This is a genomic window from Ligilactobacillus ubinensis, from assembly GCF_024160875.1.
Classification (GTDB): Bacteria; Bacillota; Bacilli; order Lactobacillales; family Lactobacillaceae; genus Ligilactobacillus; species Ligilactobacillus ubinensis.
The window spans coordinates 1-26007 of record NZ_JAIULA010000006.1 but is presented as its reverse complement, the minus strand read 5'-3'; the positions used below and the strand labels follow the sequence as shown (position 1 = coordinate 26007).

Genomic DNA, 26007 nt, shown 5'->3' with positions numbered 1-26007 from the left:
AATCAATTTCTGAATCACGTAGTGAATCTACATCAACAAGTGAATCAATTTCTGAATCACAGAGTGAATCCACATCAACAAGTGAATCAATTTCTGAATCACAGAGTGAATCCACATCAATAAGTGAATCAGTTTCTGAATCACAGAGTGAATCCACATCAATAAGCGAATCAGTTTCTGAATCACAGAGCAACTCTGCTTCGCAAAGTGAATCAATCTCAGAATCGCAAAGTCATTCAGCCTCGCAAAGTGAATCAATTTCGGATAGTATATCTACATCTGAGTTAGTATCAGAGTCTGTAAGTGCATCTATATCTGAAGTAGAGTCTGAATTAGTAAGCGAGTCAATCTCGGATAGTATATCTGTATCTGAAGTGAAGTCTGAATTAGTAAGTGAATCAGTATCAGATAGTGCATCTGTATCTGAAGTAGAGTCTGAATTAGTAAGCGAGTCAATCTCGGATAGTATATCTGTATCTGAAGTGAAGTCTGAATTAGTAAGTGAATCAGTATCAAATAGTGAATTGGTGTCAGAATCCATAAGTGAATCAGTATCAAATAGTGACTTGACGTCAGAATCTATAAGTGAATCAGTATCAGATAGTGCATTTATATCTGAATTAGCATCTGAGTTAGTAAGTGAATCAGTATCAAATAGTGAATTGGTGTCAGAATCCATAAGTGAATCAGTATCAAATAGTGACTTGGCGTCAGAATCTATAAGTGAATCAGTATCAAATAGTGAATCAATCTCTGAATCTGAAAGCAATTCAGGTTCACAAAGCGAATCAGGATCAGACTCAGGTTCACAAAGCGAATCAGGATCAGACTCAGGTTCACAAAGCGAATCGGGATCAGACTCAGGTTCACAAAGCGAATCAGGATCAAATTCAGGTTCACAAAGCGAATCAGGATCAAATTCAGGTTCACATAGCGAATCAGGATCAAATTCGCAATCACGTAGCGCATCTGCTTCGACAAGTGAATCAATCTCCGAATCGCAAAGTAATTCGGCCTCACAAAGTGAATCAATTTCCGAATCACAGAGCAATTCGACATCAACAAGCGAATCAATTTCACAATCAGAGAGTGTATCTGCTTCGACAAGTGAATCAATCTCCGAATCACAGAGTGTATCTGCTTCAATAAGTGAATTGAATTTACCAAGTGAATCAGCATCTGCTTCAGTAAGCGAATCGGTTTCAAGGAGTGAATCAATTTCAGCAAGTGAATCAGCATCTGCTTCAGTGAGCGAATCGGTTTCAAGGAGTGAATCAATTTCAGCAAGTGAATCAGCATCTGCTTCAGTAAGCGAATCGGTTTCAACGAGTGAATCTACTTCAGCAAGTGAATCTACTTCAATGAATGGGTCAGAAACACTTCCTCAAACAGGACAAGATGACAATAATTCATTAGAGTACTTAGGAGGAGCACTTGCATTGTCAGGTGCTGCGCTTATGGGTGTTGCTAGCAAAAAGAAACAAAAGAAACAATAATAAAAGTGATATTATTGTTTATAAACTATAGACTGAGCAAAATAAAGTAGAATCCTGAAGTGCTTCATAATTGTTAGACGAAGAATCTAATGATTGTGAAGTACTTTTTTTATTTGAAATAACTTGAATTAATTTAAATTCTTTAATTTTAAGATTAAATTTAGTAAAATTGCAATAGTAAAGATTTTATCAGTACTATAATAATAAAAAAACAACCTGAATGAAAATCAGGTTGTTACCATATTATATAAACTGCTCAGGCTGGGATCGAACCAGCGACCTCTTGATTAACAGTCAATTATTCTACCGCTGAACTACTGAGCAATAATTAAGTACATTTATATTTATATCATGTAATTTAAAAATAGTCAAAGGTTTTTTAAATAAATTCAAAAAATAGAACTTATAATAAAATAATTAGAATGGAGCATGAATAAGTGATAACTATAGGATTGACTACTTGGAGTGAACATACAACTTTAGTTAAAGATGAAAAACGAGCAGTTTCCTTGGAGGAATACGCAGCGTATTTTCCGGTAGTTGAAGTAGATACCTTTTTTTATGGATTACCACGGTTAGAAACTGTACAAAAATGGCAAAAACAGGTGCCAAGAAATTTTCAGTTTATCGTTAAAGCGAACAAAGGATTAACTAAACATCCAGGTGAGAATTTGACGGGCAAGCTCTTACAACAACGGTTTATCGATTTTAAAAAAAGTATTGGATCACTGATTAGAGATAAGCAGTTAAAAACGATTCTGCTACAATTTCCACCTTTTTTTAGAGCAACAAAAGAAAATGTTGCATATTTACATTATATTAGAGAGCAATTAGTTGGATTACCATTGTCCTTAGAATTACGGAATCAAAGCTGGTTTGAAGAAGGTATAAAAGAGTCGTTAATCAAATTCTGCTTGGACAAGCAATACACTTTAGTTGCAGTGGACGAACCAACGAATACACTGGCGTCGATTCCATTTGTGCTGACTAAAACGAATCCAGAACTACTACTAGTTAGATTACATGGTCGAAATGAACGTGGGTGGAATGCATCTGGTAAGGAGTGGCGAAAGCAAAGAACATTATATAAGTATAATTTGGCGGAGTTAACAGAATTAAAGGAACAATTGGTGTTGTATGAACAAGATGTTAAAGATATTTGTGTGATATTTAATAATAACGCTGGGGGTGATGCTGCGCCTAATGCGTTAGAACTACAAAGAATAATGCAAGTGAAATTTGATAATTTAGGGAAAAAGCCACCAGAACAACTTGATTTATTTTAAAAAAACATTTTTATAACGATAGTAAAAATAAGGTATCGTTAATAAAAATGTTTTTAGTGGTATATGAATTATTTTTGAGGTTGTGTTTCTGCTGTATATTTACGTGCATAAGCATCTTGTAAGATTTTTAATGTTTTATAATCTTTTCCGCCGATTGCTTTACCATCAAGCTCAGTAGCTCGAATTCCTAAACAAGAAGAAGAGCTAACTATTACTTCATCAGCATTACGTAATTCAGCCATTGTAAATGCTTTTTCAGATGTTGGAATATTATTTTCCTTAGCTAATTCTAAAAGATGTTTAAGCGTAATTCCAGGTAAAATCAAGTTATCACGTGGTGGTGTGCAAAGAACACCATCTTTAATAATTAAAATATTGCTGTGTGCACATTCAGTTACGCGTTCGCCTCGATGAAAAATTACTTCTTGACAATCAGCTTCAGCAGCACGTTGACTTGCAATTACACTAGGAATTAAATTCAAGGATTTGATATTGCAATGTAAAAAACGAGTATCTTCACGTGAAATAAGTTTGAAGGTTGTTTCATGTGGAGTTAATGCAATAGGTGCTGTAAAGATGAAGAGATTTGGTTTAACGTCAGCGGTAGGAAAGATATGGTTACGAAGTCCAGTACCGCGGGATGTTTGCCAATAAAGGAGACCCGAGTCATCATCTGTAGCATCAATACATTTTTGAAGTTTAGTGGTTAATTCCGCACGTGTAAATGGGAAATCAATTTCAAGTAATTTACAGCTGTTATAAAAGCGGTCAAGATGTTCTGCCAATGCAAAAGGAACATTGTTTGCAAAAGTAGTTGCATCATAACAACCATCACCGAAGTAAACGGCACGGTCTAGTGCGGGAATTTTTATATCTTCTAGTGGCCCCATTGTTCCATTGTAATAACCAATACATTGCATAATAATATCCTCCTTCTAAATATGAGAGCAAAGTAAAACTATAATTTGAATATCTTAATTTTAAAGGACGTTTTGTAGTGTGTCAACAGTAGGCGGCAAGTAGATATTATTCTAGTGTATACTAATTTACAATTAGTAGTATATGTATTTTATGGTGACTTTTAATAAGCTAAAGTGGATTGGAACAAAAGATAGCATTGTAAAAAGCTATTTTAAAGTAAAAATAAGAACTACAATATAGTGAAAATTTTTCATTTCATTATGTTGTAGTTCTTATCGTTTATAGTCAAAACTAGATTTTTTTCTTAGCTAGTTTGATTATTTATTGAAATATACGACTGTTTGTGTGGTATTTGTAAATTCAATTTTTGTTACAGCTGCGTTTAAGGGTTCGTTTATATTAACAAGGTTATTAATACCCAAGACATAGTCCAACATTAATTTAATCGTAAAACCATGGGATACAACAAGGATGGATTCTGTGGGATATTTAGTAATAAGCTCCTTAAAAAAACTTGCTAATTGGCTTTTTACTTCATCATATGTATTGCCATTAGAAACCGTCCATGATTCCGGTAGTAGATTATGTTTGGAATCAAAAAATTGAGGGAAATTATTCCATACGTCAGCTTCTAACATACCATCCCAAGTGCCGTAGTCATATTCAACCAAACGCGGATCAAAAGTGATAGTTCGATCTGTGCCAGCGATGATGGTTGCTGTTTGAGCAGCACGTAACAGGGGACTAGCAAATACTTTAGTGAAAGTAGTGTCTCTAAGTTTTCTTTTTGTTGCCATAGCTTGTGTACATCCTTGTGATGTCAGGGGTGTATCAATTTGGCTACCTTGGAGAATACCAGCAGCGTTAGCATAACTTTGACCGTGACGAACAATATATACAGTGGTCATAAAAAACCTCCTAAATTACTAATGTTAGTGTTATCATAGCAATTTTAGAAGGTATATACAAGTTGTTTGAAAAAGTAGTTTAGACCGTAAAATACAGGAGACTGTAAACAAGTAGTCCTAAGTATAAAATAACACCACTTACGGCTAAAACAGCAACTAAAACCAGAGATTTTTTTAGTGGGCTCATGATATCAAAATACTCATGTTCAATAATTCTGTAGATGATGATAAGCAAAACTGGAATAGCAGCTAAAAACCAACTTAATTTAACGACTAAAGCAAGTTGATAGATTGCACTAGCAGCGACAGAGCGCTGTATGCTAAGGATAGTACCAGATGAAATAATAAAGTAAAGCATGAAGACGAATTGTTCGGTTATAGAATAAATACGAAAATACCAACGTGATGGCATTTTATGTGTGACAACAAACATTATGAATATATAAAAGAAACTAATGAAGAATGTATACCAACGTGTAGCAAAAAAATTAGCAATGATTAACGGCATGTTTGCGTCACCTCTTTCATGAAAAAATTAAATTCTATATGTAAACCATGATAGCAGTTTAACAAGGGATGATAAAGTAATAAACGCTAATTATAATTTTTTCAAATAGTCTTTTCATTTCGATATTGCTTAAGTTTAATATTTCAAACTATCCTTTTCTAAGTATGATAATAAAAAAACGATGTTAAATCCATAACATCGCTTTTTTCATTATCGTACAAATATGATTTTATTATAAAAATTCTAAGAAACAATTAAGTAAATTTGCCAGTGATTATAAATTAGTCTAATGGTTTCCATTCCCAGTTTTCAACTTCAGGTAAATCGGTACCAGCGTCACGAATGAATTGATGATGTTTTGCAACCATATTATCCATCTCTGCGACAATTTGACCATAATTATCAGCATTAGGCAAACTTAAAACAGCAGATTTTACAAGATCGAAACGATCCATTTGGTTAAGAACACGCATATCAAATGGAGTTGTAATATCACCATTTTCACGATAACCATGAATTGAGATATTATGATTGTGACGATCAAAGAAGATATCACGAACTAAACCTTCAAAGCCATGGAAAGCAAATACAATAGGTGTATCTTTTGTGAAGTAAGCATCGAATTGTTCATCAGTTAAACCACGAGCGTCTACCTTAGGACTACGAAGCTTCAAAAGATCTACTATATTAATAAAGCGAATCTTTAGGTCAGGTAATTTTTCATGTAAAATCGAAATTGCGGCTAAGGATTCTAAGTTTGGTTCTGTTCCTGCGGCTGCGATAACAATATCTGGTTTAGCATTTTTATCTGTTGAAGCCCAGTCAATAATTTTTAAGCCATTATCCACAAGTTCTTTTGCTTCTGCGGCGGAATAGAATTGTTGACGTGGATGTTTTGAAGAAACCACTAAATTTATCTTGTCACGATCATTTAAGATTTTATCAAATACAGCTAAAAGTGAATTAGCATCTGCGGGTAAGTATTCACGAATAAACTCAGGTTTTTTATCAGCTAAATGGCCTAAAATACCGGGATCTTGGTGTGTGTAACCATTGTGATCTTGTTGGAAGACGGTTGAGGTTGCAACGATATTTAATGAAGGCACGGAAGTTCTCCATGGTTGGTTTTTAGCTTTGCGTAACCACTTAAAATGTTGTGTAAGCATTGAATCTACAACCCGCAAGAAAGACTCGTAACTTGCAAAGAAACCATGGCGACCAGTCAAAACATAACCTTCAAGAAAACCTTCGTCTTGATGCTCTGAAAGTTGCGAATCAATGATACGACCAGAATGGGCTAAGAATTCATCATTTGGTTCTTTAATTTCTTGCATCCATTGGCGCCGTGTTTCATCGAAGATAGGAGCCAAGCGATTAGACATAGTTTCATCAGGGCCAAAGATACGGAAATTCTTATTAGCTGCATTTTCATCCAAGACATCTGCTAGATATGAACCTAAAACCGTCATATCTTGAGCGACAGTTGCACCCTTTTTAGTGGTATCAACAGCAAAATTACGGAAATCTGGTTTGATTAAATCACGAATTAACTTACCTGGATTTGTGTGGGGATTAGCAGCCATACGTTTGTCACCTTTTGGAGTTGTAGCTGCAATGTCGGCTTTCAAAGTTCCATTTTCATCAAATAATTCTTCAGGACGATAGCTTTCTAACCATGCAGTAAGCGAATCAACATGTTCCATGTGATTTTGATCGACAGGAATTGGCACTTGGTGAGCACGGAATGATTTTTCAATTGGCAAGTTATCCCATGTTTTTGGACCAGTCCAACCCTTAGGAGCACGGAAGATAACTACAGGCCATGTTGGCAAACTATCATCATTAGTTTCGCGAGCATTTTTTTGAATTGCTTTGATTTCTTCAATTGCCTTATCTAATGCCTTGGCCATTTCAGGATGTAATTTTTCTGGATCGTCACCCTCAACAAAGATGGGATGCCAACCCATACCTTCAAAATATTTCTGTAAAGTTTCGTCAGATTCACGTGAAAGAATAGTAGGGTTAGAAATCTTAAAGCCATTAAGATCTAGGATTGGTAAAACAGCACCATCATGAATTGGATTAATAAATTTGTTTGATTGCCATGAAGTTGCTAAAGGACCTGTTTCAGCTTCACCATCACCAACAACAGCAGCAACAATTAAATCGGGATTATCTAAAACAGCACCAGTTGCATGAGAGATAGAGTAACCTAATTCACCACCTTCGTGAATTGAACCTGGAGTTTCAGGAGCGGCATGGGATGCAACTCCACCTGGAAATGAAAAACGTTTGAAAAGTTTTTGCATACCTTTTTCATCTTGCGTAATTTCAGGATAAATTTCAGTGTAACTACCATCAAGATATGAATTAGAAACCATAACTTGACCACCGTGACCGGGTCCTTCAATGTAGAACATATCAAGATTATATTTATTAATAACGCGGTTTAAATGTGCATAGATAAAGTTTTGTCCTGCAATAGTTCCCCAGTGACCGATAGGCTTTACTTTTACATCATCTGCTTTTAATGGATGACGTAAAAGAGGGTTGTTTTTTAGATAAAGTTGTCCAACAGATACATAGTTGGCAGCACGCCAATATGCATCAATTTTATTTAAGTATTCTGTGGATGAATAATCTACTGTCATAATATTAACTCTCCTTTAAAATGTGACTGAAGATGCTTTGAAAATGTCTTAAAATGAAATATTTAATTTTCTTTACACCTCTATAATACCTAAAATTAAATTAATGTCAACCTATTTTTTTATTGGAACGCACCAATTAATGAAAACGGTAAATAAAATGAGACTACAATGCCGTAGTCTCAAAGTTTTGTGCTGTTTAAAGATTAACAATTGCAAGCGAAGAATTTTAAATACAGTATGCTATATTTAATAAAAATAATCATAGAGGTTAATGTTAGATAGAAACAAATGTATTAAATTTTAAGTACTTATAATGAAGTCGCATATGTGAAAATTCAAAAGGTGTTCCATTATCTAGAAAAAAGATTCCCTCCATAATGCCGGTTGGTTCATTTTTACCAAGTTGCAACAGTTCTTGATCTTGTTTTGTGGAAGGTTCAGCAAAGATTGAGAGAAATGATTTAGTCACAGATTGGTTGTACTGTTCTTGTAGGTAATTAAAAATTGAATTTTCAATATTTTCACGTGTTAATTGTGGCATAATTTTAATTGGTATATAACCTGTTTCAATCATAAATGGTGTTTCATCAAAGGAACGAAGTCGGATAATCTTATAGACAAAGTCTTCTGGGGTTAAAAAAAGATCGCGTTGTAATTCTTTAGAAGGTAAAACAACATCGAAACTTAAAACTTTTGTACTTGGTTTTTTGCCATCCATTTGAAAATTGTCGGTAACACCTAGATTGCTTCCTTGTTCATAATTAAAAACAGATTCATTCTTTAAATAAAGAGGATTGATAAAAGTTCCAGAGCCTCTTTTTTTGAAGATAATACCATCATTAGCCATGCGTGAAAGTGCTCTTTTTATAGAACTACGACTAACATTATATTTTTCGGCCAGGGTACGCTCATCAGGTAGCCGCATATCAGGAAACTTTCCAGCAAAGATTTTTTCTTTTAAATCGGTAATTATTTGTTGATAAACTAACTCTGCCATTCCAGATACCTCCTTTTTGATAAATTGCATATAAACCATTTTAAACACAAATTATCAAAATCTACAAGGAAAATATGAAAATGCTTTATCAAATGAGGTTAAAACTGGTAGAATAGATTATGGTTGAAGAATTGTGGTTTAGTAAATTTAATTAAAGCACATTTACTGACAACTGTGGTAGATACAGTGAGAAGCAAGAGTGCTGATTACTTGCTTCATTATTAAGGAGGGCATGTTTAATGTCAATTTTAGTTTTAGGTGGTGCGGGTTATATCGGCTCACACACAGTAGATCGTTTAATTTCAAATGGCAAGGAAGATGTAGTTGTTGTAGATAGTTTGGTTACAGGTCATAAAGCAGCTGTTAATCCTAATGCTAAGTTTTATCAGGGAGACTTAGCTGATCAACCATTTATGCGCAAGGTCTTTAAAGAAAATCCTGATATTGATGCAGTAATCCATTTTGCAGCATTTTCATTAGTTGCAGAATCTATGAAGAAGCCATTGAAATATTTTGATAACAATACAGCTGGTATGGTTAAATTACTTGAAGTTATGAATGAATTTGATGTCAAAAGAATTGTCTTTTCATCAACAGCTGCCACGTATGGTATTCCAGAAAAAATGCCTATTTATGAAGATGACCCACAAAAACCAATTAATCCATATGGTGAAAGTAAGTTAATGATGGAAAAAATAATGCATTGGTCAGATGAAGCCTATGGCATAAAATTTGTAGCTCTGCGCTATTTTAATGTTGCCGGAGCTAAGCCAGATGGAACGATTGGAGAAGATCATGGTCCTGAAACACACTTATTACCAATTGTTTTACAGGTGGCACAAGGAAAACGCGAGAAGTTAATGATTTTTGGGGATGATTATAATACACCAGATGGCACAAATGTACGTGATTATGTTCATCCATTTGATTTAGCTGATGCTCATATTTTGGCAGTTGAGTATTTACGTGAAGGTAAAGAATCTGAAGCATTTAACCTGGGTTCTTCAACAGGATTTTCAAATCTAGAAATTCTTAAAGCAGCTCGTGAAGTTACAGGTAAAGCTATTCCAACTGAAATAGCAGGTCGCCGTGGTGGAGATCCAGATACTTTAATTGCGGCTTCGGATAAAGCACGTAAAATTTTAGGATGGAAACCACAATTTGATGATATTCATAAAATCATAGAAACTGCCTGGAAATGGCATTCAACACATCCAAATGGTTATAACGATAGAGATTAATAATTAGTTTAAAATAAAAATCCTAAGAAAGACAAATTATTTTTAAGTGAAAATAATTTGTTTCTTAGGATTTTTATATATTTATGATGAAAAGTTCTATACTTCTTGTAATAGAGGTTGAGCAACATCTGCTTTTAAAGGTAAATAACCTAATCCGATATTTGAAGAAGTTAATTCAAGACGATAGTCATTTTCTAACTGTGGCATTAGTCTTGAAAGTTCATTCAATTGTTCAGATTCAAAACGATTAAATGAGAAATTACGTTTGTTACGAATTGTATCTTCTAAGTTAGTGGAAAATACAACATCAAGAAAATGGCCGGTTTGAGTGCTTTCTAAGCGCCATGCCTTATTTTTTTCCATACGTGATTCCAATTTTTTAATAATAGTTTCGTTCATAGAACAATTCCTCCCTAATTTCGGTAAAACTTCTTCATTTCTACTTGATAGATATACCATACACCTAAAGAATATCTTGTGCAAGTGTTTTTTTAAGATTTGTAATTATTTAATTACAAATACTTATCTTTAAGTATAAGTAAGGACGGCAATATAAGCACTATGATAGGTATTGTACACTTAATATGACGTATTAGCATGCAAACTATACCAATTATATATTTAAAAATAATTTTATTTAATTAATGTAAACGCTATATTTTGATGAAGATTTGCGTTAGAATGAAATTGTAGAATTGCTTTGAAATATAATTCGGAGGGAAATTATGGATATTTACAGAACAGAACTCGAGAATTACAAATCACATCTTGTAACGAAAATAACGTTAGTAAACGATAATGACGTTGAAATTTCTTGTTTAACATTAGGGGCGACTTGGCAAGAGTTTTTGGTACCACAAGCAGATGGTAGTAAAAAAAATTTATTGTTGAGTTTTGACAGTGCTGCAGATTACTATGCAAATAGTTTGTGTACATGTCAGTCAATTGGTCGAGTTGCGGGTAGAATTAAAAATGGGCAGTTTAAGCTAAATAATAAGGAATTCCAAGTCCCACAAAACGAAAATGGCAACTGCTTACATGGTGGACCACATGGGTTTAATCATTACAATTGGAAGTATACAACATCGCGCAATGAAAATAGTATAAGTGTTATTTTTCAGCAAAAAGTAAGAGCTAAAAAAGATGGATTTCCTAGCAATATTTTAGCGACAGCAATTTTTACTTTAGATAATATGAACAATGTGACGATTACTTATAGTGCATTAGGCGGCGAAGTAGACACTTTGTTTAATCCAACGTGTCATGCGTATTTTAACTTAAGTAATCATCAGGACTTATCAACACATAGTCTACAAATAAATAGTGATAATGTTTTAGAAACAGATTCTGAGTTAATTCCTACAGGACGAGTACGCGACGTTGAAGGGACACCATATGATTTTAGAACAATGAAAAATTTGCAAGTAGCAATTGCTGAAAATCATGGGTTTGATGATGCGTTTGTTGTTAATGCTCCAGGTAAAAAAGATGAATTAATTGCTGTCTTAAGAGATAACGAAAGTGGAGACCAAGTTGAAATTAGTTCAGAACGTAATGGTCTTGTTATGTATACAATGCATGAGATAGATGATGGTATTTATTTTTCACGAGATCTTGGGAAAGAGGCAATCCCAGGTGAAGGTGTAGCTTTAGAAGCGCAGATGTTGCCAGATGCAATTAACCAAGAAAATTTTGGAGATATCGTTTTACCAAAACAAGGTAAAAAAACATATCATATTCAATTTGGATATAAAAATGTTAATCATCAGAAATGAAGATAAATAACCCTGAATTTTTAATTAGATGTTATCTATACTAGTTCAAAAGCATGCTGAAATAAAAACGTTGATACTAAAAATATTTTGAATGTTGGATACAACATTAAAGAAGAGTATGCAGCTAGTTGTTGATGTTAAGAAAATATTTTGGTATCAAATATTGGAAAACGAGAAGAGTCCAGATTTTTAATTCTGGACTCTTCTTTGCGTAGAGATGTTATTTAAATTTTAGTAGATATCATAGTTAATAACTAAGTAGAGATACCGGTTATTAGAAATTTGTAGTAACAAACGTCTACGCTTGATGATGGCTACCGACTGCAAGTACAAATACAGTACTTAAAATAAAAAAACTGCCAACATATTCTGCCCAATTGTAGTGTGCATTAAAGAAAAAAACGGTGCCTAGCGCAGCAGTTAGGGGCTCAAAGGTATCTAGTAAAGAGGCAACAGTTGAATTTATGTAGTTCATACTATGTAAATATAACAAGTATGCTAAAGCAGTTCCAACAAATGTTATTAAAATAATAGCAATAATTTTAATGAGAGTTGGTTGAGGTGGATTAATCCAAAAGGGATGGATAATTTCAAAACAAACACCTCCAATCAGTAAACCCCAGCCAAGGATGATTAGTGAACTATATTTTCTAAGTAGGTTAAATGGTAATACAGAGAGGCCGGCTGAACAGAAAATGAGGCAAATACCAGGTATTACGGTTGTTTTACTTAAAGCAAGCTCAGTTAAGTGTCCACGAGTAACCAAAAGCCAAGTGCCTAATAATGATAATATAATTGCAATATATTCTTGTCTACGTGGACGTTGTTTGAAAAAAATAGTCGAATAAATAATGACACCAATGATGCCAAGCATTTGAATAATTGTAGCTATTGCAGCATCACTTGTCAAAACAGTTAAAGAATAAGTTACTTGGACACCAGCTAGCCCAATTAATCCGTATACAAGTAAAGATGCAATATCTTTTTTTTGGTGCCAAATAGAAAAAATATGATTGCCGTCATGATTATAAGAAATAGCTAAAATTAATAGTCCAGAAAGTATAGATTTAACTCCCATACTCCATGAGATTGTGACATCAGTTTTTTGAAATAAATACTGAGATAATAGTCCAGTTAGTCCCCACAAAACAGCGGCAATTATGGCGTAGAGAATTCCTCTTCCATAATTATTTTGCACAATAATATCCTCCTTAAAAAAACATTCATATGTTATTATAAAAGACAAATGAAAAGATTTCAGCTATAAATACAGATTTTTATAGCGCAACATTGTAAAATAGAAGATAATAAGCAATTAGGAGGAGATGAAATTGTGGAAAAAATAAGTTTATGGGAAAAATTCATGGCTAATGACCGACTTAGACGATTTACTGTTTTAGTTGGATTGATTTGTATCTTATATTTAGCTAGAAGTATGATGAGTATTATTTTGTTAACATTTATTTTTACATTTCTAGTTATTAGAACAGTTGAGTATATTCGAAGAAAGGTCAAAATTCCTTCGCGGTTAATAGTTATTACTTTATATGTACTATTAATAGTTTTAATTTATTTAGCTATTACAATATATGTGCCAAAGCTAATTAATCAATCTGAATTAATGATAAAATCTGTACTAAATTTCTATGTAGCTCCGCATTCAGGAACAAATCAAATATTAAAATATGCATCTAGCCTGATTGATGAAAATGAAATAATGAAACAAGTGAAAAACGGTGCAGGTGTCATTTTAGAATATGTAACAAGCATAGGTTCGATGGGCTTTACTTTTGTAATGTCACTACTACTAAGTTTCTTTTTTACAGTTGAAAAAGAAGAAATGTATACATTCTCACGTAGCTTTTTAAAAGGGCCTAATGCTATTTTGTTCCAAGACATTTATCACTATGCAAAAATATTTGTTAATACGTTCGGGATAGTGTTAGAAGCACAGTTCATGATAGCACTTGTTAATACAACTGTAACGGTTATTTGTTTAGCAATAATGCAAATGCCACAGATTATTAGTTTAGGATTAATGATTTTTATTTTAAGCTTAATACCTGTAGCGGGTGTAATTATTTCAGCTGTACCATTAAGTATTATTGCATATTCGGTTGGAGGGTTTCGCTATGTAGTATATATAGCAATTATGTTGTTAGTAGTACATGCGCTTGAATCTTATGTGTTAAATCCAAAGTTAATGTCAAGTAAAACCGAATTACCTATTTTTTATACTTTTGTTGTTCTATTGGTATCAGAACACCTCTTCGGAATATGGGGTCTTATTGTAGGTATTCCAATTTTCACTTTTGCTTTAGATGTTATAGGGACTAAGCCTGTTGGTAAAAAGCATCCATATGAAGAAAAAGTAAAGAAGTTAGTTAGAAAGGGAAAAGATGAATAAAGAAGAATTTATACAAGAATATGCGGTTGAACGGCAGCATACAAATGCGGTTAAATGGGATGCGCTTAAAGATGCTTTTGGTAGTGAAGATCTATTACCTTTATGGGTTGCAGATACTGAATTTAAAGCACCTAAAGCAGCTATTAATGCATTAACGAAAAGAGTCCTACATGGAGCTTTTGGCTATTCATTTACACCTAAAAGTTACTATGATGCCTATTTCAATTGGCAAAAACAACGTTATGGAATAGAATTACATGAAAAATGGTTACGTTTTGGAACAGGAGTAGTACAGTCTTTAAGTGTATTATTACAAACCTTTACTGAACCAGAAGATGCAGTGATGGTTTTAGAACCTGTATACTATCCATTTATGCGTATTATTAAGGAGAATAAGCGCAAACTGGTTGTTTCAAATTTAGTACAAACAGCTGGAAAGTATACGATTAATTTTGATGATGTACGACAACAGATGGAAGAAAATAATGTGAAGGTGTTAATCTTTTGTAGTCCACATAATCCTGTAGGACGTGTTTGGTCTGAAGATGAGCTAAATAAGATTTTAGAACTATGTCGGCAAGAGCAAGTAATTGCATTTGTTGATGAGATCCATCATGATTTAATTACTGGAGATAGACCGTTTGTTTCAGCTTTATCAGTTAAAGATGGTTTTTACCGTGATAATATGGTAGTAGTTGACGCACCTTCAAAAACATTCAATATGGCAGCATTATTAAATAGTCATGTTATTATACCTAATCCACAATTAAGAGATAGGTATGACGAATGCGTTAGTCGATTAGCTTTACCGGCAGGGAGTCTTTTAGGTAGAGTAGCTGCTGAAGCTGCATATCGAGAAGGTGCAGCTTGGTTGGATGGCTTTTTGAAAGTTGTAAGATCAAACTTTGCATATGTTAAAGAAGAACTTACAAAAGAGTTTCCAACTATCCAAGTTAGTGAGTTGGAAGGGACTTATTTAATGTGGATTGATTTATCACAAGTTGTTGGTGCAAAAGAAGTTATGAGAACAGTGAAAGAAAAAGCCAAGTTAGCAGTAGACTTTGGTGAATGGTTTGGTGATGCAGGTCTAGGTTATATTCGTATGAACCTAGGGACGACGCCTGACAATATTGAAAAAGCAACAAGCGCTTTGATTTCAGCTTTAAAAGAAAATAACGCTTAATTTTTTCAATTAGACTAGGAATTTTCATATTTTCAGTGTAAAATACGAATGTAAACAATTTTATTAAAGAAAGAGGTTGTATACTGATATGCCAAAATTAGTATTTATCCGTCACGGTCAAAGTGAATGGAACCTAGAAAATCTATTCACAGGTTGGGTAGACGTTAACTTAAGTGAACAAGGTGAACAAGAAGCAAAAGAAGCAGGTCGTAAGTTAAAAGAAGCAGGTATCGAATTTGATCAAGCTTATACATCTGTTTTAACCCGTGCAATTAAGACATTACATTTTGCATTGGAAGAATCAGGTCAACTTTGGATTCCAGAAGAAAAAACATGGCGCTTAAATGAACGTCATTATGGTGCTTTGCAAGGTAAAAACAAAAAAGCTGCCGCTGAAAAATATGGTGACGAACAAGTGCATATTTGGCGTCGCTCATATGATGTATTACCTCCACTTTTGAGCGCTGATGATGAAGGCTCTGCAGCAAATGATCGTCGTTATGCAAACTTAGACCCACGCATTGTTCCAGGTGGTGAAAACTTAAAAGTTACATTGGAACGTGTTATCCCATTCTGGGAAGACAAGATTGCTCCAGACTTATTAGCCGGTAAGAACGTTATTATTGCAGCACATGGTAACTCATTACGTGCCTTAACTAAGTACATTGAACAAATCTCTGATGCAGATATCATGGGCGTTGAAATGGCAACAGGTCAACCAGTTGTTTACGATTTGGATGACAAGTTGAACATTGTTAACAAAGAAAAACTTTAATAATAAATGATAAAACAACAAATAGTCTCGGTTTCTTTGAAGGAAACTGAGACTATTTTTGTACGCTGTGATTAAGTACAAGTACTAGGATGACTTTTTGTTGCTTAAGTCATTTTTTAAAAGGTAATTCTAGGCAAATACTAAAATTTAGTGGGATGAGTAATGAGTTGAAGAAGATACTCTGAAAAATTATTGAAAGCGTTAATTTAATTGTAATTTTATGATAATATAAAGCAATAGAGTTATATAGTGGCTGCTGAATTAGGCCCTAGGATTTAAGCTATTTGGTTTGTTCGATAACTAATTTTTAGATAAATATCGTTAGTTTTGACGGTAAGTAAAAGTTCCCAAGAAAAAAACGTAAAACCGTTTCAATATTAGCCATCATGACTCCAAAATCGATTGAAACGGCAATGTAGTGGCTGTTTTTGCGCGCACTAATCCTAGCCCACATTTGTGCTTGATGAACGAAAAGCTGCGCTCGATTTTTCCACGACGGTTTTCAGCATCCCAGGCTGCCGCATTAGCTGCTCGCTGTTCCGCTTGATCAATATATTTGGGTTTGCGTCCCAGTTTGGGGCCAATTATTTTAATACCATGTTTCTTGGCAAAAGCGATGTTTTCACGGTTCCGATATAATTTATCGGTCAGAATTTCATCTGGATAATAACCATAAAGATGATGATATCGTTCAATCACGTTTTGGAAGTCGGTACTCTCATTAAAGGCATTGAAATCAACCCGTTCAATTTCGATGATGCCATTTTGAATGGTAGCGTCAATCTTAGGGCCAAACTCAGTGTTTTGTCGGGCTTTTCCGCGCTTGATTGGCCGCACATAAGGCTGTGCCAGACTAACGATGCGATCCTTAACTATATGAGTCTTATTTTGATACATGAAATTCTGTTGTTCAAAAAGTTGTTGAATCGTCGCCAACTTAGCCAATTGACGTTCTGACAACTGACCTCCTTGTTCACGTAGCTCGTGGACGTAACGTAAGTCACGTCGCACATACTGTAGTTGCACTTTAACCTGGTCCCGGTTTTCCTTAGCTGATCGTCGAGGCTTCTTGGTGAAACGAACATAAACTTTGTGGGCTTCCCGCTTGTATGTTCGGGGAATCTGAGTGTTTAACTGGTGAGCCAACTCAGTAATGAACTTTTCAAGCGTTGTACGAGCTTGGTTGAGTAGCGAATAATCTTGCGGAAAGCGAATATTTACCGGTACGACCGTTGCATCCACGATAATTGTTCGATCATCATCCAAAGACTGATTCAGCTGTTGTTTGGCCCAGTCACCCATGATTGTTCGCAGCTCAGGGCTAATGGGTGCAATTCGCCTACGAAAGACCGTCATGGCAGAAGGGCTGAAAGGCACCTCAATTTGATATTTGGTGAGCCCAATGAAGTATTGGTAAGCTGGTGTATCAGAATCGCATTAACCAGTTCAACATCCGACAGGTTAGTTGCTTGATTAATTGAGCACCGAAAAATAGCCGAAAAGGTTTCCCGGCTCGACCAACTTTTGACGGAAAAGTGGTGGTGTAAATGGCTTCCAACTTAGACCAAGGCAACTGGTTGGCCAACTGAACCCACTTATTTTGGGGACTCAAAGCAACGCCTAACTCTTGTCCAAAAGAATCGATTGAAAGTTGAACTGTTTTAATCCGATATATTCAGTATTCACTAGTTAAGGTTTTTGTTATTATAAACAAGGAGATAAATAAAAACCATGAACGTCAATAAAGATACGTCAGGGGTCTTGATATAATGTTAAAAAGTTTTGATTAATAGTTACCAGATAAAAAGCGCAAAATGCTTGCTGTGAAATAATAAGTAGATAGCAAAATATTTAAGGTTTATAATGGAATTCTACTAAAGGAGAGTCTATTTATGTATACAAAACGATTTATACAGCTATTCATCATGTTTTTATTAACGATATTTTTCTCTATGTCCTTTGTTTATTACTTCAATATTAAAGGTTATTTAGCGCAGTCTCTTATTTTATCTTTTGTTGGTTACATTATCTTAGTAATTCCACTAACCATATTGACACTACTTAAACAGAGGAAAAAGTTTAGTCATGGAACAAAAAGCGGGGAAAGTGATAATGTATTTCAAAATTCTCTAAAGATTCTGGATAATATTATTACTCTCTCAACAACTTCCTTAGATAATGTCTCTAGTACCAGTATCATAACGTTTAAGCAATCTAACTCTGATGAAAATATTTTCTACTGCGTCACAAAGAAAGAAACTGTTCGTGTCAAAAATATTCAATCTAACAATGCGGTGTCTATAACTACCTGGTTTGATGATAAAACAGGCTCTAGAATAAGCTCAAATTCTGTTAACGCTATCATTATTGAAGGACAGGCAATAAATAATGAAACAATACAACATCCAGAAATTAAGACTTTATCTGATGATTTTAGTAATAATGTCATTATTAAATTAACAATTAGATCTGTTTTAGTTGAATCATTTCAGTCTAGCCCTGTTGTAGTTGATTTTACATAGTTCAATCGGCTTACTAAAATTAAAAAGTGCTTTCTCTTAATATATCGGGAGAAAGCATTTTGTGTATTTGTCGGTTAAGTTAGCATATTTTTTACTGGCATACCCCACTGACTACGCGGAAAATTATCAATTAATTGTGGTGGTAACACTAACGAAATTGTGTCTCCACTATATTCAGACAATACACGGTCGAAAAATCTGGCGTCATATCCCACTCGGTATTTATCTGGTGTAAAAAGTGACCCCTGGAACAATCATTAAGTCAAACTCATTTAAACTGTGGGTAAAATTTACTTCCTGATTAGGTTCTAAAATACCAAAATTAGATCTACTTAATCTATCTTTACTATAATCAAACCAAAGTAAATCTTTTTTTGAGACTCTGGGAATGAACACTTTTTTACCAACTTTGATAGCCATATCTACTATTGGTTGAGTATTAAGTTCGTTTTCCATGCCCATCGTTACTGCCACAGTCGGAGTGTTTTACCATAATTGACAATTAAATAGTTGTGCGGATAGTTTAGTTTCATGTTTGAATTTATCATCTGGGTTATAAGAGTTTAAGTTTTGCAAAATATATGTTCTGATTCCAACATACCTTAATACCTCGTACAATTCAAAAACTATTCTGACAGTATCTTAACAACAATCTTTTTTAAGTTTGGGACAACTTCTTTTTCAAACCATTGATTTTTCTTAAGCCATATATTATTTCTGGGAGAGGGATGAACAATAGGAAAATAATTAGGAAGATAGTTCTGGTAATTTTGATAACATCAGTTATTTTATCTGAACTTCTAAAATTTAGATAATATTTTTGAGAATAAGATCCAACTAGAATAATTAACTTTACGTCAATCATTTTATTCAGCAAACGAGGATGCCATTTTTCTGCAATACCTTTTCGAGGTGGTAAATCACTAGATTTAGACTTGCCAGGGTAATAGAAATCCATTGGTATAACACCAATCATCCCTGAATTATAGAATACATCCTTATTAACACCTAGCCATTCACGTAACCGGTCACCCGAAGCGTCATTCCACATAATTCCAGTATTTTGAACTCTTAAACCTGGTGTTTGCCCAACTATGATAATGCTAGCATTCTTTGGTACGTTGTAAATTGGTTCTAAACCAAGTTGAGTGAATTTTTTGTTTGCAGGATCCTATTTAATTTCTTCAACAATACTTATCTGTTTTCCCCCTAGCTTTTCTAACTTTCAATTTCAATTATAAACTTGCGATAACATAATTTAAAAATTAGTTTGTTTTCTGAAACAGAACAAGTTCTATGTGCGGTATCCGGTACTATAAACAAGAAAGTGTTACATAGAGTCTATTTCATTTTAATAGTGAATAATCATTTTGAGTTTTAGGCTAATACAAAATAGTTTCTTGAATGTATCAACGAATATCTTTAAACATGAAAAAGTGGCTCGTATTATCCAGCGGTGAATTATCTACTTGCTTCATAATTCCGAACTCATGTTCTAAATAGAATTTTGGAGCGTTAAAGCTAATAGTTTCCAGAGTTATAAGATGTAATTGTTTTTCCTTTGCTATCTCAATCGCTTTTTCAAGCAACTTTCCACCCACACCATTTGAATGGTTGCAGGAAAATGATTAGAATTATTTTTTTAATCTAAAATATGGTCATTAGATATCAAATAAGATGTATGATAAAAGTTAAAAGTTACTAATATGATTCAAATACTTGGATAAAGATGAGTAGCATGTTACTATTTTAAGCTTAAAAGTTAAATTTTTATAACGTTTATTACAAAAGCACTATTATCTAAAAATATAGTGCTTTTTAACGTCTAAATTGATATTATTTTAGTGCCAATAAGAAAATTAGTATTTAAAATATCTGATTAAAAAAAGGCGGGACGAAAAAATGAAAAGTAGAAAAGTAGTACTCGGGGTAATGCTTTTTATATTGTTTGGAACGATTATATATTGGGTTAGGCGAACGTCTGATGAAGGATCAATCACAAAAATGGATACGGATACAATACAGCAATTTGGTGACCAACTAAATAGAAAAAATAACAAACTTCGTTTACAACTGCTGAAAAATGATTTGAGTAATCAGCAGGCTACATTTTATTGGTATAAGTTAACGAATAAAAATCTGAATTATCAATTAGAAATTAATGGTAAAAAAGTAGTAGCACAAAGTTCCTTTGCAACGGCAAGTTTAAAAATAGGTCAAGCTAAGATGGAACAAAATCAACATTTAGTAATTCAGTCTGCAATTGCTAAAGATTTAATGCCAGATAAAGAATATGCTGCTCAGTTAATTGCTAAGAACCAGACGGGTAAAGTGGTTTATAAAAGCAACACGATAAATTTTTCACCTAAACATTCTAGAATTATTAATGTGTTCAACTATACAACTGCTGGTAGCCAATATAAGGATATGACTAATGCTGTTCAACATGCAATTAACATTGCTAAATCAGGGGATGTAGTAGAAATTCCAGCTGGAAAAATTTGTTTTGTGGGACCGATAAAGCTAAAATCGGGATTAACGTTGTTGGTTAATGGTACTTTAAAAGCAAGAATAAGCGCTAAAGAATTTATTTCAGGTAAAAAGAAATCACTGGCTTTGATTAATAGTTCAGCGAAGCAAAGACTCAAAAACGTTAGTATCATTGGAACTGGGATAATTGATGGTAGTGGTTGGAGAACTGATTTCCAAGGAAATTATCTCAAAGCAACGGCATCTAATTGCTCTAAGATGGGATTACTTGCCGGAAATGAAATTCAATTGATAGAAAAAAGATTTAATTTATCGAATAAAAAAGCATATAATCTACGTTCAAATTTAATTAACATACAACACGCTGACAATTTTTATCTTGGATCAGGATTAACATTACGAAATTCAGCAGATCATTTACTGGTTATTACAAATTCTACGAATGTAGTTATTAATAATGCTGATTTTGAATCGTATAATGCGAATAATGGAGATGGGCTAGATTTTGTGCAGAGTCAAGGATTGAGAGTTATGAATTCTGTGTTTAATACGGGTGATGATAGTATCGATTTTAGCGGTGGATTTCCTAAAGATAAGCGGCAAGGTACAACGGGTAACGCAGTGATTATAAATAATTATTTTAAGCATAGACATGGTGCAGTTGCACTGGGTAGTGGAACAACTAATGGGATTAGTAATATTCTAGTGTCAGATAATGTATTTCAAAATAGTGGGGTAGGATTAAAAATCAAATCTAATCCCAAAATTGGTGGTGAAGTTGAAAATATAACTTTTCGAGATTCATGGTTAAATGACAATAATGGTGAGGGTGGAAATGCAGCTGCAATTATGCTGAATTACCCATATTTACAAAATGGTTCACAAAGAAAGCTGACTATTAAAAATGTAACTATCAGTAATATTACATGTACAACAACAAATGGTCCGTTATTTGAAATTAAAAATCAAAAGCCAGCTGTTATCAAGAATATATTAATAAAGGATATTGCCAGTCAAAAAAGTCCTAAAAGTAAAATAAGTGGGCTAACAGATAGCCTAATAATTAATGAAAAATTCTAAAAGATTTACTTAAAATAGATTCTTATTAAGCGAAGGTAGTTATAAATTTATAAGTCGAATTAAAAAGTAGACTGATATTTCCTGGGAAATGAAAAAATTTTAAGGTGAAAAGACAAGGACTGCAGTTTAAAAAAAGCGCAGTCCTTTTAGTATGTAGTCTGGGATATGTTAAGCAACTATTTAGGAAATAATATTAGGTGGATTAGTATTTTTTTTGTACAATATTGTGAAAAAATAGTTTTAATCTAAGTGGAACATTATTGAAAAAATGTAGCTATCTTATTCCTTTGATTCTTACGTCTTAAGCGGTATAATAACGCTGTAAGAAATTATGATATGTTCAGAATATGGTTTGTTTTAAGAAATATTGTTAATTAATATACAAATCATGTTTGGCTGAGAGGAGCTTTAAAATGAAGGATTTTAAAGGGAAAGTCATGTTTATTACTGGTGCAGCACATGGATTTGGTCGTGTAATTGCTATTGAAGGCGCAAAACGAGGGATGAGGTTGGCTTTGATAGATATTGATGAAGCTGCCTTAAAAGAAACCTTTCAAAGTGTTACTCAAAAAAATGCAGAGACAATCATGATTGTTGCCGATGTTACAAAAGAAACAGACGTTGATATTGCTGTGAAGCAGACAATGGAAAAATTTGGACGGATTGACTTATTAATTAATGATGCAGGAATTGCATTGCCAGGACGTATATGGGAATTGCCAACTCGTGATTGGGAATGGATTATGCATGTTAATGTAATGAGTCAAGTATATGCTATGAAACGAATTATTCCAATTATGTTAGAGCAAAAAACACCGGCAGATATTTTAAATGTTGCTTCAATTGCTGGATTACTAGATACACCAGGAATGCCTTCTTATCATGCAAGTAAGTTTGCGGCTGTAGGTATGTCAGAAGCTACAGCTTACGATTTACAGCGAATTAATGCTAACATTTCAATGCACGTAATGTGTCCAGGCTTTGTTCAAACTGATTTATATCATACGGAGAAACATCGGCCGGCTCAATATAGTGATTCCGACGATCCATATTATCAAAGTGAGGCATTCTTGAAAGGACAAGAATTTGCAAAATACGTTATTACTAACGGTATGTCAATTGATACTATCGCTGAAACTGTCTTTAAAGCTCTAGAAGAAAATCGATTCTATATCCTAACACATCCAGAATATAATAATTTAATTGCAGATAGAGTTAATCGAATTGTGAATGATAAAGCTCCAGATGTTCATGTTATGGATGGAATTATGTAAAGAAGGAGTGTTATTTTATGGCAAGTTATATTGTAAATGATGAAGATGTTAAAAACTTTTTGAAATTACCTAGTATGAATGATCAAGAAGGGATTGGTTTTGCTTATGCAACGGACGAAACGGTTTTAAAGCGATTAATTCCACAACCATTAAAACTAATTGCTCCAATTGTTTGTGGATATGTAGTGCATATGGGAAAGCCAACATTTAGTCGCCCATATTTAGAACAAAGTATGTTTGCATTAGTTAGTTATAAAGATAAAATGATGGGGGCTTATCCATTAAATCTTTTACTTGATGGTCCAGGTGCTGAAAGTGCAGTTATTGCAGGTCGTGAGGGGGCAGGAATTCCAAAGAAAATTGCTGATAAGATTGAACTTTATCGAAATGATAACAGCGCAACTGCAAAAGTGATGCGTCATGGCAAAGTATTACTTGATGTTTCATGGCAAAAAGGAGCGCTAAATGACCCTAGTATAATGCAACAATTTGCAGGACAATTAAGCTTAGGCAAAGAAGCTGAGATGAATAGTTTCTTTTATACTTACGATCTTACGCAACATGAAGATGGAGCTAATACTTTTGATAATGTTGAATTAGTAACGACGCAATTACGTTCTTTAGCTGATCAAGTTGAACCTGGGAATTTATCAATCAAATTGGGAGAAACTGATGATGATCCTTTTAGTGAATTAAAGGTACTAAAGCCATTAGGCGCTACGTGGTTCCATCTAGAAAAGTCAACAATGTTTAATACGATTAAACTAGAAAAGGCCGATGCAGAGGCAGTAATTCCTAAGTTGCTAACTGCACGTTATGATAGATGTTTTTTCAACCCTAAAGCAGTAGATTATACAATATAATTTGGAGGAGTTAAGGATGACAGTTAATAAAAAGGTAGTTAATAATGATTTTGCTGATGTAATGTTTAATCGGCATTCAGTAAGGCAATTTGATCCAAATGTAAAAATTACGCGAGATGAATTACAAGAAATGATTGAGCAGGCAACAACAGCCCCTTCAGCTTGTAATTTGCAGTCATGGCACTTTGTTGTAATTGATACACCAGAAGCTAAGGAAAAGTTAAAAAAATCTGTTCTAAAATTTAATTATCCACAGGTTGATACAGCATCGGCAATTATTTTTGTTGTAGGTGATACACAATCACATGTGGTCTATCGAGATGTTTGGCAAAAGGTTTATGATGATCACAAGATAACTAAAGAGAAACTAGATCAAATATTCGGAACATTTTTGCCAATGTATGAAAATGCAACTCCAGAATTTTTACAATTAGATGCAACTATAGATGGATCAATTGTTGCTACGCAGTTATTATTACTTGCAAGAGCACATGGATATGATGCCAATGCTTTTTCTGGTGTTGATTTTAAGACAATTATCTCAACACTTGAACTTGATCCTAAGCGTTACATTCCGATAATGGGTGTTGCAATTGGAAAAGTAGCTGAAGAACCACTACAGACTACTCGATATGATGCAACAACACAAATTGAATTTTTATAAAGCTTGAAGGTAGTGTGGGCAAAGATTTCTTTAATAGATATTACAGTTTTATGATAGAAGGGTCTGGGATAGTGAAGTCGCAGACTCTTTTTGTCTGCAAACATTAGGTATCAAAACATATCTTCTAGGAAAATTGGTTGTACGTAACTTTGCTTTTAGATAACAATCATAGGTTATGACGTTAATTCTTTCTAGCTTAGCTAATCGTTTGTTATCGCAAGTTTTTCTCATATAATTGGTTTAGATAGCTTTTTTAGATTAATCTGATTTCTTGAATAAAGTTGTAAAAAGTATTGAACACTTTATCTGTATATATTAAAATAATAATTAGGTAAGCCTAAAAATCGAGTTATAATAGCTTATCTATAAAAATATAGTAATTAAGGAGGAGGATAAAGATGACATCAGCAGAAAAAGAGTTAATTTGCACAAGAATTGATGATATTCAAAGTGTTACTGAAGAAAGAAAGTTATCGCAAGCAGATTTTTCTAGTATTTTAAGTGCACTAAAAAAAGATATTAGTTCAATTTAACTTAACTAAAGTGAACAAATTAATGTTTATTTGCACTTATTTGTGCATGCAAGCAATAACTTGTTCATTTTTTTTGAGTTTATAAAAAAGTATCGGATAGAATTAATATGTAGTTACGATTAATTTATGTAAATAAATTTTAAAAAATATATTTGACAAGAATATTAACAAGGTGTATATTCGTAAACAATTAGAAAAGGAAAAGAAGGATTAGAAATGAATGAAATGAACAACATTAAAATTTCAATTATTATCAGCACGATTATTATTAGTTAATGCGGGCTGTTTTTTCATGTCCGCAAATTGCGGACAGCCTTCGGTTAAGCCAAGAGCTGTTTAAGCTCTTGGCTTTTTTCTTTTGTCTTTAGACCTAGTTGAGCTCGCTTGCGTGCGAAACAAAAAACCACCTGCTTTGCGGGTGGAAAAGCAAACG

The 26007-nt window shown here is 33.6% G+C and carries 22 protein-coding genes, 1 tRNA gene and 2 pseudogenes; 13 read left to right on the top strand and 12 right to left on the bottom strand.

Going from position 1 to position 26007, the window contains the following annotated elements:
* Positions 1-1496, top strand: a 1496-nt coding sequence (locus LB941_RS04215; protein ID WP_253359751.1) for an LPXTG cell wall anchor domain-containing protein, incomplete at its 5' end; no start/stop codon positions are given.
* Between the two features lie 252 nt (positions 1497-1748).
* Here LB941_RS04215 and LB941_RS04210 read toward each other — a convergent pair.
* Positions 1749-1820 (bottom strand) — tRNA-Asn (locus LB941_RS04210).
* 113 nt (positions 1821-1933) lie between these two features.
* Here LB941_RS04210 and LB941_RS04205 point away from each other — a divergent pair.
* Positions 1934-2782, top strand: a complete 849-nt coding sequence (locus LB941_RS04205) for a DUF72 domain-containing protein (RefSeq protein ID WP_253359750.1) — start codon at positions 1934-1936, stop codon at positions 2780-2782.
* 68 nt (positions 2783-2850) lie between these two features.
* On the opposite strand, the gene LB941_RS04200 is transcribed toward LB941_RS04205, so the two are convergent.
* The 5 genes from LB941_RS04200 to LB941_RS04180 form a co-directional block, all read right to left on the bottom strand.
* Positions 2851-3702: an aminotransferase class IV gene (locus LB941_RS04200; protein ID WP_253359749.1), complete on the bottom strand. Its 852-nt coding sequence runs from the start codon at positions 3700-3702 to the stop codon at positions 2851-2853.
* Between the two features lie 318 nt (positions 3703-4020).
* Positions 4021-4611 (bottom strand): histidine phosphatase family protein, encoded by a 591-nt coding sequence (locus LB941_RS04195; RefSeq protein WP_253359748.1) that lies wholly within the window; start codon positions 4609-4611, stop codon positions 4021-4023.
* A gap of 79 nt (positions 4612-4690) precedes the next feature.
* Positions 4691-5119, bottom strand: coding sequence for a hypothetical protein (locus LB941_RS04190; RefSeq protein WP_253359747.1), 429 nt, complete (start codon positions 5117-5119; stop codon positions 4691-4693).
* A gap of 281 nt (positions 5120-5400) precedes the next feature.
* Entirely contained in the window at positions 5401-7770 is a 2370-nt protein-coding gene (locus LB941_RS04185; protein ID WP_253359746.1) for a phosphoketolase family protein, read from the bottom strand.
* A 274-nt stretch (positions 7771-8044) separates the two neighbouring features.
* Positions 8045-8767 carry a GntR family transcriptional regulator gene (locus LB941_RS04180; protein ID WP_253359744.1) on the bottom strand — a complete coding sequence of 241 codons (723 nt, stop codon included), beginning with the start codon at positions 8765-8767 and terminating at the stop codon, positions 8045-8047.
* A gap of 239 nt (positions 8768-9006) precedes the next feature.
* Here LB941_RS04180 and galE point away from each other — a divergent pair, with 239 nt between their 5' ends.
* Positions 9007-10008, top strand: coding sequence for a UDP-glucose 4-epimerase GalE (galE, locus tag LB941_RS04175; RefSeq protein WP_253359742.1), 1002 nt, complete (start codon positions 9007-9009; stop codon positions 10006-10008).
* Positions 10009-10104: 96 nt separating this feature from the next.
* On the opposite strand, the gene LB941_RS04170 is transcribed toward galE, so the two are convergent.
* A complete protein-coding gene (locus LB941_RS04170) occupies positions 10105-10407 on the bottom strand; it encodes a hypothetical protein (RefSeq protein ID WP_253359740.1) in 303 nt (100 codons plus the stop codon).
* 326 nt (positions 10408-10733) lie between these two features.
* On the opposite strand from LB941_RS04170, the gene LB941_RS04165 reads away from it, so the two are divergent.
* Positions 10734-11783 carry an aldose epimerase family protein gene (locus LB941_RS04165; protein ID WP_253359738.1) on the top strand — a complete coding sequence of 350 codons (1050 nt, stop codon included), beginning with the start codon at positions 10734-10736 and terminating at the stop codon, positions 11781-11783.
* Positions 11784-12081: 298 nt separating this feature from the next.
* Here the strand turns inward: LB941_RS04165 and LB941_RS04160 are convergent, their stop codons facing one another.
* Positions 12082-12981 carry a DMT family transporter gene (locus tag LB941_RS04160; protein ID WP_253359736.1) on the bottom strand — a complete coding sequence of 300 codons (900 nt, stop codon included), beginning with the start codon at positions 12979-12981 and terminating at the stop codon, positions 12082-12084.
* A gap of 144 nt (positions 12982-13125) precedes the next feature.
* On the opposite strand from LB941_RS04160, the gene LB941_RS04155 reads away from it, so the two are divergent.
* From LB941_RS04155 to LB941_RS04145, 3 genes are all read left to right on the top strand, one after another.
* Positions 13126-14190: an AI-2E family transporter gene (locus LB941_RS04155; RefSeq protein ID WP_253359881.1), complete on the top strand. Its 1065-nt coding sequence runs from the start codon at positions 13126-13128 to the stop codon at positions 14188-14190.
* The gene (locus LB941_RS04150) at positions 14183-15373 is read left to right on the top strand and encodes a MalY/PatB family protein (RefSeq protein WP_253359734.1); all 1191 of its coding nucleotides are present in this window, start codon (positions 14183-14185) and stop codon (positions 15371-15373) included. The genes LB941_RS04155 and LB941_RS04150 overlap by 8 nt, the downstream gene beginning before the upstream one ends.
* Positions 15374-15461: 88 nt before the next feature.
* A complete protein-coding gene (locus LB941_RS04145; protein WP_253359732.1) occupies positions 15462-16148 on the top strand; it encodes a 2,3-diphosphoglycerate-dependent phosphoglycerate mutase in 687 nt (228 codons plus the stop codon).
* 275 nt (positions 16149-16423) lie between these two features.
* Here the strand turns inward: LB941_RS04145 and LB941_RS04140 are convergent.
* A pseudogene (locus LB941_RS04140) lies at positions 16424-17823 on the bottom strand (IS5 family transposase).
* 217 nt (positions 17824-18040) lie between these two features.
* Between LB941_RS04140 and LB941_RS04135 the strand changes: the two are divergent.
* Entirely contained in the window at positions 18041-18670 is a 630-nt protein-coding gene (locus tag LB941_RS04135; protein WP_253359728.1) for a pyridoxamine 5'-phosphate oxidase family protein, read from the top strand.
* Positions 18671-18892: 222 nt separating this feature from the next.
* Here LB941_RS04135 and LB941_RS04130 read toward each other — a convergent pair whose 3' ends face one another.
* From LB941_RS04130 to LB941_RS04120, 3 genes and pseudogenes are all read right to left on the bottom strand, one after another.
* Positions 18893-19144 (bottom strand): 5-formyltetrahydrofolate cyclo-ligase, encoded by a 252-nt coding sequence (locus LB941_RS04130; protein WP_425270488.1) that lies wholly within the window; start codon positions 19142-19144, stop codon positions 18893-18895.
* Positions 19145-19296: 152 nt separating this feature from the next.
* A pseudogene (locus LB941_RS04125) lies at positions 19297-19841 on the bottom strand (uracil-DNA glycosylase family protein); the annotation flags it as partial.
* Positions 19842-20079: 238 nt separating this feature from the next.
* Positions 20080-20259, bottom strand: a complete 180-nt coding sequence (locus LB941_RS04120; RefSeq protein ID WP_253359724.1) for an N-acetyltransferase — start codon at positions 20257-20259, stop codon at positions 20080-20082.
* A gap of 313 nt (positions 20260-20572) precedes the next feature.
* On the opposite strand from LB941_RS04120, the gene LB941_RS04115 reads away from it, so the two are divergent.
* The 5 genes from LB941_RS04115 to LB941_RS12525 all read left to right on the top strand — a co-directional run bounded on the left by LB941_RS04115 (position 20573) and on the right by LB941_RS12525 (position 25574).
* Positions 20573-22240 carry a glycoside hydrolase family 28 protein gene (locus LB941_RS04115; RefSeq protein WP_253359722.1) on the top strand — a complete coding sequence of 556 codons (1668 nt, stop codon included), beginning with the start codon at positions 20573-20575 and terminating at the stop codon, positions 22238-22240.
* A 413-nt stretch (positions 22241-22653) separates the two neighbouring features.
* The gene (locus LB941_RS04110; protein ID WP_253359720.1) at positions 22654-23514 is read left to right on the top strand and encodes an SDR family NAD(P)-dependent oxidoreductase; all 861 of its coding nucleotides are present in this window, start codon (positions 22654-22656) and stop codon (positions 23512-23514) included.
* 17 nt (positions 23515-23531) lie between these two features.
* On the top strand, positions 23532-24377 hold the full coding sequence (locus LB941_RS04105) for an acetoacetate decarboxylase family protein (RefSeq protein ID WP_253359719.1): 846 nt from the start codon (positions 23532-23534) through the stop codon (positions 24375-24377).
* Between the two features lie 16 nt (positions 24378-24393).
* Complete coding sequence (locus LB941_RS04100; protein ID WP_253359718.1) at positions 24394-25041, top strand: nitroreductase family protein; 648 nt, start codon at positions 24394-24396, stop codon at positions 25039-25041.
* A gap of 398 nt (positions 25042-25439) precedes the next feature.
* A complete protein-coding gene (locus LB941_RS12525) occupies positions 25440-25574 on the top strand; it encodes a hypothetical protein (RefSeq protein WP_275979989.1) in 135 nt (44 codons plus the stop codon).
* Positions 25575-26007: the final 433 nt, after the last annotated feature.

What these genes read in the sequence shown, in the direction of transcription:
- LB941_RS04200 (WP_253359749.1), bottom strand. Translation starts at nt 3,702, where the DNA reads ATGCAATGTATTGGTTATTACAATGGAACAATGGGGCCACTAGAAGAT.
- LB941_RS04195 (WP_253359748.1), bottom strand. Translation starts at nt 4,611, where the DNA reads ATGACCACTGTATATATTGTTCGTCACGGTCAAAGTTATGCTAACGCT.
- LB941_RS04190 (WP_253359747.1), bottom strand. Translation starts at nt 5,119, where the DNA reads ATGCCGTTAATCATTGCTAATTTTTTTGCTACACGTTGGTATACATTC.
- LB941_RS04185 (WP_253359746.1), bottom strand. Translation starts at nt 7,770, where the DNA reads ATGACAGTAGATTATTCATCCACAGAATACTTAAATAAAATTGATGCA.
- LB941_RS04180 (WP_253359744.1), bottom strand. Translation starts at nt 8,767, where the DNA reads ATGGCAGAGTTAGTTTATCAACAAATAATTACCGATTTAAAAGAAAAA.
- galE (WP_253359742.1), top strand. Translation starts at nt 9,007, where the DNA reads ATGTCAATTTTAGTTTTAGGTGGTGCGGGTTATATCGGCTCACACACA.
- LB941_RS04170 (WP_253359740.1), bottom strand. Translation starts at nt 10,407, where the DNA reads ATGAACGAAACTATTATTAAAAAATTGGAATCACGTATGGAAAAAAAT.
- LB941_RS04165 (WP_253359738.1), top strand. Translation starts at nt 10,734, where the DNA reads ATGGATATTTACAGAACAGAACTCGAGAATTACAAATCACATCTTGTA.
- LB941_RS04150 (WP_253359734.1), top strand. Translation starts at nt 14,183, where the DNA reads ATGAATAAAGAAGAATTTATACAAGAATATGCGGTTGAACGGCAGCAT.
- LB941_RS04145 (WP_253359732.1), top strand. Translation starts at nt 15,462, where the DNA reads ATGCCAAAATTAGTATTTATCCGTCACGGTCAAAGTGAATGGAACCTA.
- LB941_RS04135 (WP_253359728.1), top strand. Translation starts at nt 18,041, where the DNA reads ATGTATACAAAACGATTTATACAGCTATTCATCATGTTTTTATTAACG.
- LB941_RS04115 (WP_253359722.1), top strand. Translation starts at nt 20,573, where the DNA reads ATGAAAAGTAGAAAAGTAGTACTCGGGGTAATGCTTTTTATATTGTTT.
- LB941_RS04110 (WP_253359720.1), top strand. Translation starts at nt 22,654, where the DNA reads ATGAAGGATTTTAAAGGGAAAGTCATGTTTATTACTGGTGCAGCACAT.
- LB941_RS04105 (WP_253359719.1), top strand. Translation starts at nt 23,532, where the DNA reads ATGGCAAGTTATATTGTAAATGATGAAGATGTTAAAAACTTTTTGAAA.
- LB941_RS04100 (WP_253359718.1), top strand. Translation starts at nt 24,394, where the DNA reads ATGACAGTTAATAAAAAGGTAGTTAATAATGATTTTGCTGATGTAATG.
- LB941_RS12525 (WP_275979989.1), top strand. Translation starts at nt 25,440, where the DNA reads ATGACATCAGCAGAAAAAGAGTTAATTTGCACAAGAATTGATGATATT.